Genomic DNA, 12720 nt, shown 5'->3' with positions numbered 1-12720 from the left:
AGTCTCGCCGGCACCGATACGTGAAGCAAACTAAATAAATTAACGAAGAACTTGAAAAACTCTCATGATAGAACTTCGCCACCTGCGCACTTTGGTCGCCCTGCGTGATGCCGGCTCGCTGGTCGAGGCCGCCGAGCGGGTTCACCTGACCCAATCGGCCCTGTCGCATCAGATCAAGGACCTGGAGGAGCGCCTGGGCACGGCGCTGTTCATGCGCAAGACGCGGCCGGTGGAGTTCACCCGTGCCGGCCAGCGCCTGCTGTCGCTGGCCGAGCAGGTGCTGCCGCTGGTGCGCATGGCCGAGCGCGACGTGGCCCGGCTGATCGGCCACGAGCCGGGGCGCTTGCACATGGCCATCGAGTGCCACAGCTGCTTCCAGTGGCTAATGCCGACCATCGATAGCTTTCGCGACCACTGGCCGGAGGTGGAGATCGACATCCCCGGCGGCCATCACTTCGATCCGCTGCCGGCACTGGCCCGCGAACAGCTCGACCTGGTGATCACTGCCGACCCGCAGCCACTGCCCAGCGTGCATTACGAACCGTTGTTCCGCTACCAGGGGCTGCTGGCCGTCGCCCGTCAGCACCGCCTTGCCGATCGCGCCTTCGTCGAGCCCGAGGAGCTGGCCGAGGAGACCCTGATCACCTACCCGGTGGAGCATGCCCGCCTGGACGTGTTCACCCAGTTTCTCGACCCCGCCGGCGTGCGCCCCCGCGAGGTGCGCACCGCCGAGCTCACGATCATGATGATGCAGCTGGTGGCCAGCGGTCGGGGTGTCTGCGCACTGCCTAACTGGGCGCTGACGGAGTATCTGGAACGCGACTACGTGAAGGCGGTGGGGCTCGGCGAGACAGGCATGTGGAGCACCCTGTATGCGGCGATTCGCGACGAGAGTCGCGAACAGGCGTGGATGGAGGATTTCCTGCGCACGGCCCGCGAGACCTCCTTCGCAGTGCTGGAAGGCATCAAACCGGCTTGATCGTCAGCTTGTTCCTGCCGTTCATCCCCCTCGGCAACAGCAGCGAGAAGCGCGCACCGCCCAACTCCTGACTGTCGTCGACCACTACGCTACCCCCATGCCAGGCCATGATCTTCTGCACGATGGAGAGGCCCAGCCCGTAACCACCGCTACGCCGGGTTCGGCTGTCATCGAGTCGGGCAAAGGGCTTGAAGATTGCCTGGCGCTCACCAGCGGGAACGCCGGGACCGTCGTCTTCGATATCCAGGCGCACCAGGCGCGACTCCAGCGAGAGTCGTACCAGCACGCGAGACTGCGCGTGCCGACAGGCGTTGGCCACCAGGTTCTGCAGCGCCCGTTGGAGGTAGCGCGGGTCGGCCTCCACCTCTACTTCGGAGCCCGGCGCCAGGGCAAGGCGCAGGTGAGCATGCAACGGCGCCAGGGTCTCGATGACCCGTTCGGCGAGGGCCCGACCGTCGATTTGGGTGCGCTCCAGCTCGGCACCGTTGACCATGCCGCTGTCGAGCCGCGCGTAGGTAAGGATCTCGTCGATGAGCTGGTCGAGCTCCTCGATGTCGCTGTCGATACCATGGAGTTGACGGTGAATGGCCGGATCGTCGCTCATGTCCTCGACCATTTGCATGGCGAAGCGGATACGCGCCACCGGTGTGCGCAACTCGTGGGATACCGCCCGGATCATCTCCTGCTGAGAGCGCAGCAAAGACTGTACCTGGGCCGCCATGGCATTGAATGCCATGCCCACGCGGCCGATGAAGCCGCCACCATCGACCTTGACCCGCGTATCGAGGCGGCCACTGGCGATACGCCCCGCGGCCAGCTCGAGCCGGGCCAGGCGGGCCTCGACGCCACGCACGATCAGGTAGATGATCGCGGCGAGAACGCCGAGCATGATCACCAGCACCAGCAGCAACAGCGAGATGGGAGTGGGCTCAAGCGCCGAGACCGGGCCAATCGACAACCACTGTCGCGAGCCATCGGTAGCAGGCACGGCCAGGTGGACCGTCAGCGCCCAGTGACCCGGCAGCAGGCGAATCACCAGCTCGCCGTCGCGCAGGCGGGTGAGCTGGTGGCTGTCGAGCCCTTCAGGGGCCAGATTGCGGAGCTGAACCGGCAGCGCCTCGCTGGTCACCCCCTCGAGGCGCCGCTGACGCGCCGCGCCATCGACCTCTGCCAGCCAGTCGCCGAGCATCTGCGCCAGGCCGCGCAACTGGCGCTCGTTGAGCCCGGAAAGTCGCGCCTCCAGGATGCGCTCTTCCCGCGGCAAGCGCCGATAGAGCCGCCAGCCTTCCTCGTCATGAACCTTGACCAGCACACGACCACGCTCCAGCCGCCTGCGCTCGAACCAGCCGAGGTCGGCACTCTCCGGCTCGCGCAGCGAAAGGCGCATGTCGAGCATGTCGGACTGCTGGGTTAGCCAGTCACCGCGTTCATGGGCAGGCAAAGCCGTCACCCGCCAGGCCAGCAGTTGCAGCGGTGCTTCGGCAAGCTGCTCACGATACTGCTCGACTCGCACCCGATCAACCAGGGCCAGACCCATCAAGGCAAGGCCGAAGGTCAACAGCAGCGCCAGCGCCAAGGCCAGATAGACACGCAGGAAGGAGCCATCGGCCAGGAACCGCTGCATCGATCAGGCGTCCTTGACGAACAGGTAGCCCTTGCTGCGTACCGTCTTGATCCGATGCGGGTGGTTGGGATCGTCACCGATCTTTGGTCGTATTCGCGACACCCGGACGTCGATGGAACGGTCCTGGCCGTCATACTTGATGCCGCGTAGATCGCTGAAGATCTCCTCGCGAGTGAGCACGCGCCCAGCATTGCTAGCCAGTAGCCACAACAGGTCGAACTCGGCGCTGGTGAGGTCGATGCGCTCGCCGTGCAGCCACGCCTCGCGGGTGGCGCTATCGATTTCGAGGTTGCCGAAGGCGAGCCGGGCATCACCGGACTGCTCGGCATTCTCCGCGCGGCGCAGCAAGGCGCGCATGCGCGCCAGCAGCACCCTGGGCTGGACCGGCTTGGGCACATAATCGTCGGCGCCCATCTCCAGCCCCAATACTTGGTCCATGTCGTCGGTGCGGGCGGTCAACATCAGAATTGGCCCGGAATAGTCGGGCCGGGCCCGGCGGCAGATCGACAGTCCGTCCTCACCGGGCAGCATCAGATCGAGGATCACCAGATCCGGCTGTAGTGCCAGAATCTGTTCCACGCCTCGCGAGCCCTCAGCCTCCACCGTTACCTTGAAGCCATTCGACTCCAGATAGTCTCGGGTGAGCTCAGCCAGGCGCACGTCATCCTCGATAATCAGCACGTGTTCCATGTCGCTGGTTTCCAGGTTGTCATCCATCCTACTCATCCCCGTGCTGGGCTTCGTTGTCATCGGGACACCCTGTCCCGCCAATTACTGAATCAAGGATACCCGAAATAGGGTTTTTCGCATGCCTTTCATGACAATTCGCGTCCTTGCAGCTTGCCAGCGAAGCATAGCCCGGACTGGGGCAACAACCCAAAGGATGCCCCCAATCGAGTCACAGCTCACTCACAGGATATTCACTTGAAGGCGACGAAAAAGCACACTATCTTGTACCCTCAAAGGAGAACGACACAAGATGATGTGCATTTAGCAAGTCTTGCCTCGGCTGTCAATGCCCTTCATCGCCCTGACTCATCCCCACGCAGAAGGGATTATCGGCCCATGGAACTCCAGACCCCAGATTCGACCGACCTGTCGCTCACGGCTCCGCAGACCCTGCGCGTGATCAAGCGCAATGGCGACGTGGTGTCTTTCGACGCCGGCAAGATCGCCGTGGCCATGCGTAAGGCCTTCATCGCCGTGGAAGGCGACAGCGTCAGCGCCTCTTCGCGGGTACGCGACTTCGTGGAGCAAGCCAGCCAAGGCATCGCCCATGCCTTCCTGCGCCGCATGCCCGACGGCGGCACCGTGCACATCGAGGACATCCAGGACCAGGTGGAACTGGCGCTGATGCGTGCCGGCGAGCAGAAAGTCGCCCGCGCCTATGTGCTCTACCGCGAGGAGCATGCCCGCGCCCGCGCCGCTGCCGGCGCCGACATCGAGAAGCCGCATCCTACGCTCAATGTTACCCTGGCCGACGGCAGCCGCCGTCCGCTGGATCTCGGCCGTATCGAGACGCTGGTGTTCGATGCCTGCGCGGAACTCGAGAACGTCGACCCCAACCGCATCGTCGAGGAGTCGCTGAAGAACCTCTACGATGGCGTCTCGGTGGATGGCGTGTCCCAGGCGCTGATGATGACCGCGCGCACGCTGGTGGAGAAGGACCCCAACTACACCTACGTCACCGCACGCCTGCTGCAGGACAGCCTGCGTCGCGAGGCGCTGTCGTTCCTCGACATTGCCGAGGAAGCCACCTTCGGCGAGATGGCCGAACTCTACAAACCAGCGTTCCTGGCCTACGTGGCCCGCGGCATCGAGTTAGAGCAGCTCGATCCAAGGCTTGCCGAGTTCGACCTCGAGCGCCTCGGCGAGGCACTGGACCATACCCGCGACAACACCTTTACCTACCTGGGCCTGCAGACACTCTACGACCGTTACTTCATTCACAAGGATGACGTGCGCTACGAGCTGCCCCAGGTGATGTTCATGCGCGTGGCCATGGGCCTGGCACTGAATGAAGAAGATCGCGAGGCGCGTGCCATCGAGTTCTACGAGCTGCTCTCCAGCTTCGACTACATGGCCTCCACGCCGACGCTGTTCAACTCGGGCACCATGCGCAGCCAGCTCTCCAGTTGCTACCTCACCACCGTACCCGACGACCTGGACGCCATCTACAGCGCGATCCGTGACAACGCCCTGCTCTCCAAGTGGGCCGGCGGCCTGGGCAACGACTGGACGCCTGTACGCGCACTGGGCTCCTACATCAAGGGCACCAACGGCAAGAGCCAGGGCGTGGTGCCGTTCCTCAAGGTGGTCAACGACACCGCGGTGGCGGTAAACCAGGGCGGCAAACGCAAGGGCGCAGTGTGCGCCTACCTCGAGACCTGGCACCTGGACATCGAGGAATTCCTCGAGCTGCGCAAGAACACCGGCGACGACCGCCGCCGCACCCACGACATGAACACCGCCAATTGGGTGCCCGATCTGTTCATGAAGCGGGTGTTCGACGACAAGGAGTGGACGCTGTTCTCGCCCTCCACTTGCCCCGACCTGCACGACCTCTACGGCGCCGCCTTCGAGAAGCGCTACGAGGAGTACGAGGCGATGACCCGCTCGGGCCAACTCAAGCTGTTCAAGCGTGTACGTGCCAAAGACCTGTGGCGCAAGATGCTCTCGATGCTGTTCGAGACCGGTCACCCGTGGGTCACCTTCAAGGATCCGTGCAACCTGAGAAGTCCGCAGCAGCATGCTGGCGTGGTGCACTCCTCCAACCTGTGCACCGAGATCACCCTGAACACCAGCGCCGACGAGATCGCGGTGTGCAACCTAGGCTCGGTCAACCTGGCGCAGCACGTGACCAACGGCAAGCTCGACGACGCCAAGCTGCGTCGTACCGTGCGCACCGCGGTGCGCATGCTCGACAACGTCATCGACATCAACTACTACGCGGTCCCCCAGGCCAGGAACTCAAACTTCAAGCACCGCCCGGTGGGGCTCGGCATCATGGGCTTCCAGGACGCCCTTTACGCCCAGGACATCGCCTACGCCAGCGAGCAGGCAGTGGAGTTCGCCGACCGCTCCATGGAGCTGGTCAGCTATCACGCCATCGAAGCCTCCAGCGATCTCGCCGCCGAGCGTGGTCGCTACGAGAGCTTCGAGGGCTCGCTGTGGAGCCAGGGCGTGCTGCCCATCGACTCCATCGAGAAGCTGAAGCAGGAGCGTGGCGATAAGTACATCGAGATCGACACCTCGCTCACCCAAGACTGGGATCGCATTCGCAAGAAGGTCGCCGAGCAGGGCATGCGCAACTCCAACGTGATGGCCATCGCCCCCACCGCGACGATCTCCAATATTTGCGGCGTGTCGCAATCGATCGAGCCTACGTACCAGAACCTCTACGTGAAATCGAACCTCTCCGGTGAGTTCACCGTGGTCAACGCCCACTTGGTACATGACCTCAAGGCGCGCGGCCTGTGGGATGAGGTGATGATCAACGACCTCAAGTACTACGACGGCTCAGCCCAGCCCATCGAGCGCATTCCGGACGACCTCAAGGCCAAGTACGCCACCGCCTTCGAAGTGGAACCGAAATGGCTGGTGGAGGCCGCTGCACGGCGCCAGAAGTGGATCGACCAGGCACAGTCGCTGAATCTCTACATCAAGGGCGTCTCGGGCAAGAAACTCGACGTGACCTACCGCATGGCATGGTTCCGCGGGCTCAAGACCACCTACTACCTGCGCGCCCTGGGCGCCACCTCGGTGGAAAAGTCCACCGTCGATCGCGGCACGCTCAACGCGGTGGGCAACCAGGCGTCTTCGGCCGCTCCGGCATCGGCTCCCTCCACCGCACCCGCTCGCGAGCCGCGCGGCGTGGAGGACTTCCTGACTGGCAAGGCGGGCAGCGGATCCCGCGCGCCGAGTGCTGCGGACATCGATGATCTGGGTTGCGAGGCCTGCCAGTAACGGCGCTCCGCGCCGGCCCCGGGCTTCGGGCAGCGAGCCGCTAACGGCTCGAAGCTCGAAGCTCGAAGCTCGAAGCTCGAAGCTCGAAGCTCGAAGCTCGAAGCTCGAAGCTCGAAGCAAACAGAGTCTACGGCGCCAGGCACTGGCGCCTATGCCAGAGAACAGGATAGACAAATGCTGAACTGGGACGAATTCCACGAGGACGACAGCGCGGTCGCTGAATCCAGCCCGCAGTACACGGCACCCAAGCCCGCACCGGCCAAGCCCGCGGCAGCGTCGAGTGCCGAGGAGGCGCCCGAGGGCGGTACCGGCAACCGCTATCAGACCGCCGACGAGGATCGCCTGGCGCGGGCACGCAAGTCGCTCGAAGAGCTCGACGTGGCTGCCGGGCTCGAGGAGTTGGAGATGGGCGCGGCGCGCATCGAGGTCAGCGACAAGCAGATGATCAACGCCCGCGCCGACCTCAACCAGTTGGTACCCTTCAAGTACGAGTGGGCGTGGCAGAAGTACCTGGACGGCAGTGCCAACCACTGGATGCCTCAGGAAGTGAACATGAACGCCGACATCGCTCTGTGGAAGAGCCAGGACGGCCTGACCGAGGACGAACGGCGCATCGTGATGCGCAGCCTGGGTTACTTCTCCACCGCCGACTCGCTGGTGGCCAATAACCTGGTGCTGGCCGTCTATCGCCTGATCACCAACCCCGAGTGCCGCCAGTACCTGCTGCGCCAGGCCTTCGAGGAGGCGATTCATACCCACGCCTACCAATACTGTGTAGAGTCGCTGGGCATGGATGAAGGCGAAGTCTTCAACATGTATCGCGAGATCTCCTCCGTCGCCGCCAAGTCGGCCTGGAGCCTCAAGCACACCCAGTCGCTGGCACGCCCCGACTTCAACACCGGCACGCCCGAAAGCGACCAGGAATTGCTGCGCAACCTGATCGCCTTCTACTGCGTGACCGAAGGCATCTTCTTCTACTGCGGCTTCAGCCAGATCCTCTCCATGGGCCGGCGCAACAAGATGACCGGTGTCGCCGAGCAGTTTCAGTACATCCTGCGCGACGAGTCGATGCACCTGAACTTCGGCGTTGACATGATCAACCAGATCAAGATCGAGAACCCACAGCTGTGGACCCCTGAGTTCCAGGACGAGGTGACGCAGATGATCCTCGAGGGCACAGAACTCGAGATCGCCTACGCCCGCGACTCCATGCCCCGCGGCGTGCTGGGCATGAACGCAGCCATCATGGAGGAGTACCTGCACTTCATCTGCAACCGCCGCCTGGCCCAGATCGGGCTCAAGGAACAGTTCCCCGGTGCACAGAACCCTTTCCCGTGGATGAGCGAGATCATCGATCTGCGCAAGGAAAAGAACTTCTTCGAGACCCGCGTCACCGAGTACCAGGTCGGCGGCGCGCTGAGCTGGGATTGATTCCCTCTCACTCTCTAGCCCCACTCATCGTGAGTGGGGCGCGTTATCAAGCTGGATAAAGGAGTCGAAGGCCTTCATGTAGTTCCCCCGGTAGCCAACCCAGAGGTGCGTCATGTCCAGAAAAAGCGTTTCCGTAAAGACACATCGCCGCTCATCCCCTTCCCGGCCTGCCAAAGCCTGGACCCAGGGCGGTTTCCGTCAGGCCTCATCGGCGCTCGCCACCTAAATAAGCCATGCACGAGTAAGCACCTGCCCAACCGGCAAACCTAATGGCACCTTCTGCAAAGCGAGGTAAATGTCATGGGAAGTTTCTACGCCAACATCGATGCCCAACGCAGTGCGACGTATCTCCCCCGAGACTCACAGGACTGGCAGCACGCCCTGGATCAGGCCCTGGCCGCCCACGGCGGCCCCAACGCCCTGGCCCTCTACCCTCATGTGGCCTTCGCCTTCCCCTCGTCATCGCCCAACCCCTATACCCGCGAGTACCCGCTGCTCGACTATCGCGAACTCAAGGAGTGGGCGAACTCCCGTGGCTGGCGGGTCCGCCCGGCTCCCGAGCGCGCTCCGGATGGGGAGAAATACAGTCCGCCGGTACGCTTCACCCGTGTGGCTAGCCGTTACCATTGAGAAATAACGAGTCCATGAACCAGGCTCATCTCGCAGTTCCTTTGTCGTTGTCGTAAGTGGCGTCTCCTCCTACGCTCGGGTTAGCCAATTCTTGGAGAGGGCAAGGAGGCCCACCGATGGAGACCGACTGGAAAACCGACAATCGGATCCACTTGCTGCCCGACAGCCGCTGCTTCGTGCCCGCCCTGCTCGAAGCCATTGACGCGGCGGAAGAGTCGATCTGGTTCGAGCAGTACCTAATCGAATCGGGGCAAGTGACACGGCGCTTCTTCGAGGCCCTGACCCGAGCGGCTCAGCGCGGTGTCGAGGTACGCGTGCTGCTCGACAGTTTCGGCGCCGTTGGCCTGGGACGAAGGGAGCGCGCGCGCCTATCGGCGGCCGGCGTGGCACTGCGCCACTACAACCCCTTCATGATGCGACGCCTGCGCCGCAACTTGATGCGCAGCCATCGTAAGCTGTTGCTGGTAGACGGCCGCGTGGCCTACACCGGTGGCTACTGCCTGACCGACGATTACCTGGGCAACTGGTTCGACCTGGTGGTCCAAGCAGAAGGGCCCGTGGTGCAGGACGGGATCAAGCTATTCACCGATATCTGGGAGTCACCTCGTACCCGAGGCGACAGAGCCCAACTCGGGCGGCAGACGAAGCCCGCCGCCACGACCGGCGGGATGACCGCACGGCTGGTCCACAACGAGGGACATCGCAGCCCCACTATCCGCGACTCCCTGCATCAGCGCATCACTACCGCTACCCACCGTCTGTGGTTGTATACCCCCTACTTTCTACCATCGGGCCAGTTACGCCGTCTGATCGCCAGGGCGGCAGGTCGCGGCGTCGATGTTCGCCTGCTGGTGGCGGGAAGGGATCATGACCACCCGAGCGTACGCCTGGCTGGGCAGCGATACTATGCCGCCCTGCTGGACGCGGGCATCCACATCTACGAATATCAGCCCCGTTTCACCCACGCCAAGTTCTGTATCATCGACGACTGGACTACCGTGGGCTCCTGCAATTTCGACCACTGGAGCCTGCATTGGAATCTAGAGGCGAACGTTGAAGTGGAAAACTCCGCTTTCGCTGACGAGCTCGCTCGGCTGTTCGAGAACCACAGCCAGGAGAGCAAGCCGACTCTCGCCCACTCGTGGCAGAAGCGCCCCAAGACCCAGCGCGTGCGTGAGCGTGTCGCTGCGCTGATAAGCGCCTGGCTAGCCGGACTGCGCTGACACCGCCATGCCCTGGCAGTATTCGCCCTGTTGCTGGTACAGCTTTCCGGCTGACGCTTCCGTCAAGCGCGCTGACGCCCAGCACCGAGGCCTATCGCTACGTGCCCTCGCGATGCATTCGCCGCCAGTGCCCATAGCGATAGGCAAACGGCGTGGCGGTGACACCATGGACAATTATCGAGGCCAGTACGATCAAGGTGCCGGCCGTCCAGGCCAGGTCGTAGCCGGTGCGACTCGATATCAGCGTGGCGTAATAGAGCGCCGACACACCGATAGGACCGAACCACCCCATGATCAGCGTAATGGGCCAATCCCGCAGCGTTGGCAGCCAGGGCCGCAACAGCAGGATGACCGGCAGGCGACGCAACGCTAGCACCAGCAGCGCCAGCATCACCCCTTCCGCACCCAGCGCCCACCACTCGGCCCAAGGGGCAATCAGGCCGAACAGCACGAAGATTGGCATCGTCAGCAGTATGTTGACCGCCTCCTGCACGTTGTCTTCCTCGCCGCGATCCTTGCCGCCGACCTCCTGATCGAATGCCAGCCCAGCGGCGAAGACACCCAGAATACTGTTGGTGTCGAGCAGCTCCCCCACTCCAAGCACCAGAATCGTGAGCGCCAGGGTGATGGAGAGGAACGAGGGTTGATCGAGGAAGCCGCGCGCCTCCGACCACTGCAAGGCCCGGCCAGTCGACCAGCCGAGCACGATCCCAATGAGTACGCCCCCGCCGACTTCCCATAGCCACACTCTGCCGAGCCAGTCGAGCCAAGCGTCACCGACAGGCAGGCTCATCAGCAGGATTGGCAGCAATACCAGCGGATAGGCCAGGCCATCATTGGCCCCCGACTCACTGGAAAGCAGATGGCGATAGCCTTCGGGCAGGTTCTCCTTGGCCACTCCGCCGGTAACGATGGAGGAAGCCACCACCGGGTCGGTGGCACAGATGGTACCGCCGACCAGCAGGGCCATGAGCAGGGGCAAACCCAGCATCCAGTGGGTCAGTAGCGAACTGATCAGGAACATCGCCGGCATGGCGATCCCCAACAGCACCAGTAGCGACCGCCAGTGAACGAAGGGGTAGCTGGGTGGTAAGCGCAGCGCAATGCCCATCAGGCTGATGCCCAGGGTCAGCCGTGCCGTCTCCTCCAGCAAGCGCTTGCCATCACCCCAGGCCATCGGATCGAGGGCATCCAGGCCATGCGGTCCCAGTGCTACGCCGAAGGCAAAGGCAAACAGAGGAGCGGAGAGCCAGGACCGATCCAATGGGCTCGACAGCAAGCCCACGACCAGCACCAGCCCCCCCACGACTGCCAGGGCAATGTCCAGCTGCTCCATGCCGACTCCTTACGCTCCTTGCCAACCCTCCCTCTAAGCTAGGCAACCCAACGCTAGGCGTAAACCAAGCGGTACTCTGTGGGCGGGATTGCGTGCTAAAGCGCCACTGGCTAGAGTAATGGCGTATCAGAACGGATGAGGAGTCGAGCATGACAGACGGCAAGCACCGCCACAGCGTCATCAAGCGTATCTACGTCCCTACTCACGTGCGCAAGCTCCCCGACGGGGAACGCGTTACCGTTCCTGGTCATTACCGCAAGCCCACTACGTCCTGATTGGGCTCGTCGAACCCGGCAACTATCTCCAGGTGGCGATGGAAAAGCCATTCTGCTCCATGAGTCCACCATTCTCGGCACTGAATAGGCTCCCGACACTCGTGGGGATCAGTTGAGCCACGGAGTTCAGGACATCGACATCGTGCTGAATGATTGAGCCGCCGCCTCTCGGGTCGAACTCGGAAACATCGGCTTCGGCAATGCCGTGGGACCACTCTCCCGAGTGGTGATCCACCACGACCGGGGCATGCAGCAGGGCTCCTATCACCGAGCCGCTGCCACCGCCGGCATAAGTAAACTCCTGACCAAGCACTATGACTAGGCCTTCGAAATCATCATTGCCATTCCATCGGAAATTGCCATTGACAATGAGCAACCCGCCTGCGGCCCCAATATCTTTTGGCATGGTAAAATCGCCATCGATATAAGTCATCCTGGGCGCTTCAGCAGACCCCAGTCGATCACTTACATCAGGGTGGCTCTTTATCATGTTCACGAGCACCCTCAGCTTTTCAGGCTCGGAAAAGACATCGAAGAACTGCTCCGTTACAATATTCCCATCCTCATCGGCCGCGTAGTTCCCCACCCTGTCACTCGGAATACTGTCCAACACAGTGCCGACATCTCTCTCATCAGATACGGCTATTGCGGCTCCAGTGTTTCCTTCACCTCGTCGAGAAATACCGAGATACTCCGAGTTCCCAGGACGAAAATTGAAAAAGCGGCTGGCAACGGTCAGAGGCGATAGATGGGAGAGCGCAGGAGTGTAATTTGGATCCAGCTCGACGTAGACAGGCAACGATGTAGCAATGGCGTCTTTCGTCCCTTCTGTATACGCTTCACCTAAGGCGTAAATATAATATTCGCCAGGGAGATCAAGCGCGTCACCCAGGATGTAAAGGTAGCGTCCACCCGCATGAACACTGGAAAACGTCTCTTCCTCCCACGCCACCTTCGAGAAATCCACACAGTGAGCATGCTTCCAATTTTTCAGGTCACTATCGGCATCACAACCGATCCATGTCCAATCGGCGAGCTTGACGCCAGCATCCCGAAGATTCTTCTGTGCCTGTGCGGCAGTTCGCTCTGCGGCCATTTGTGCTTTGACGGCAGCGCGATAATTACCCGCGAGTCGCTCGTCGACTTGTGACGACTGCATAGCGGAAATGCCAAGCACAAGGGACATTGCCAGCATAGAAAGAACCATTACCAGTGCAGCACCACGCTGTCTGTTCATGCCATCCATGTCCTCGAAC

General features: G+C 62.3%; 9 protein-coding genes. 5 read left to right on the top strand and 4 right to left on the bottom strand.

The genetic code is table 11. The annotated features are described in order from the left end of the window. Window positions 1-64 precede the first annotated feature (64 nt). Window positions 65-979, top strand: coding sequence for a LysR family transcriptional regulator (locus tag HOP51_RS18110; protein ID WP_234275283.1), 915 nt, complete (start codon window positions 65-67; stop codon window positions 977-979). Here the strand turns inward: HOP51_RS18110 and HOP51_RS18105 are convergent. Both HOP51_RS18105 and HOP51_RS18100 read right to left on the bottom strand, forming a co-directional pair. Further along, complete coding sequence (locus HOP51_RS18105; protein WP_234275282.1) at window positions 966-2603, bottom strand: ATP-binding protein; 1638 nt, start codon at window positions 2601-2603, stop codon at window positions 966-968. The two genes, HOP51_RS18110 and HOP51_RS18105, sit on opposite strands and share 14 nt — an antisense overlap. A gap of 3 nt (window positions 2604-2606) precedes the next feature. Further along, on the bottom strand, window positions 2607-3320 hold the full coding sequence (locus HOP51_RS18100; protein WP_234275281.1) for a winged helix-turn-helix domain-containing protein: 714 nt from the start codon (window positions 3318-3320) through the stop codon (window positions 2607-2609). 348 nt (window positions 3321-3668) lie between these two features. Here HOP51_RS18100 and HOP51_RS18095 point away from each other — a divergent pair, with 348 nt between their 5' ends. The 4 genes from HOP51_RS18095 to HOP51_RS18080 all read left to right on the top strand — a co-directional run bounded on the left by HOP51_RS18095 (window position 3669) and on the right by HOP51_RS18080 (window position 9853). Next, window positions 3669-6569 carry a ribonucleoside-diphosphate reductase subunit alpha gene (locus tag HOP51_RS18095; RefSeq protein ID WP_234275280.1) on the top strand — a complete coding sequence of 967 codons (2901 nt, stop codon included), beginning with the start codon at window positions 3669-3671 and terminating at the stop codon, window positions 6567-6569. 174 nt (window positions 6570-6743) lie between these two features. Beyond that, complete coding sequence (locus HOP51_RS18090) at window positions 6744-8000, top strand: ribonucleotide-diphosphate reductase subunit beta (protein WP_234275279.1); 1257 nt, start codon at window positions 6744-6746, stop codon at window positions 7998-8000. 300 nt (window positions 8001-8300) lie between these two features. Further along, entirely contained in the window at window positions 8301-8630 is a 330-nt protein-coding gene (locus tag HOP51_RS18085; protein WP_234275278.1) for a hypothetical protein, read from the top strand. Window positions 8631-8746: 116 nt separating this feature from the next. Beyond that, the gene (locus HOP51_RS18080; RefSeq protein ID WP_234275277.1) at window positions 8747-9853 is read left to right on the top strand and encodes a phospholipase D-like domain-containing protein; all 1107 of its coding nucleotides are present in this window, start codon (window positions 8747-8749) and stop codon (window positions 9851-9853) included. 97 nt (window positions 9854-9950) lie between these two features. Here HOP51_RS18080 and HOP51_RS18075 read toward each other — a convergent pair whose 3' ends face one another. Together HOP51_RS18075 and HOP51_RS18070 are read right to left on the bottom strand one after the other, a co-directional pair. Then, window positions 9951-11189, bottom strand: a complete 1239-nt coding sequence (locus tag HOP51_RS18075; RefSeq protein ID WP_234275276.1) for a cation:proton antiporter domain-containing protein — start codon at window positions 11187-11189, stop codon at window positions 9951-9953. A 297-nt stretch (window positions 11190-11486) separates the two neighbouring features. Next, window positions 11487-12701 (bottom strand): pilus assembly PilX family protein, encoded by a 1215-nt coding sequence (locus HOP51_RS18070; RefSeq protein ID WP_234275275.1) that lies wholly within the window; start codon window positions 12699-12701, stop codon window positions 11487-11489. Window positions 12702-12720: the final 19 nt, after the last annotated feature.

The organism is Billgrantia zhangzhouensis, from assembly GCF_021404465.1.
Lineage (GTDB): Bacteria > Pseudomonadota > Gammaproteobacteria > Pseudomonadales > Halomonadaceae > Halomonas > Halomonas zhangzhouensis.
Note: the sequence above shows the minus strand (reverse complement) of the source record. Positions and strands in the feature narration are given on the sequence as shown.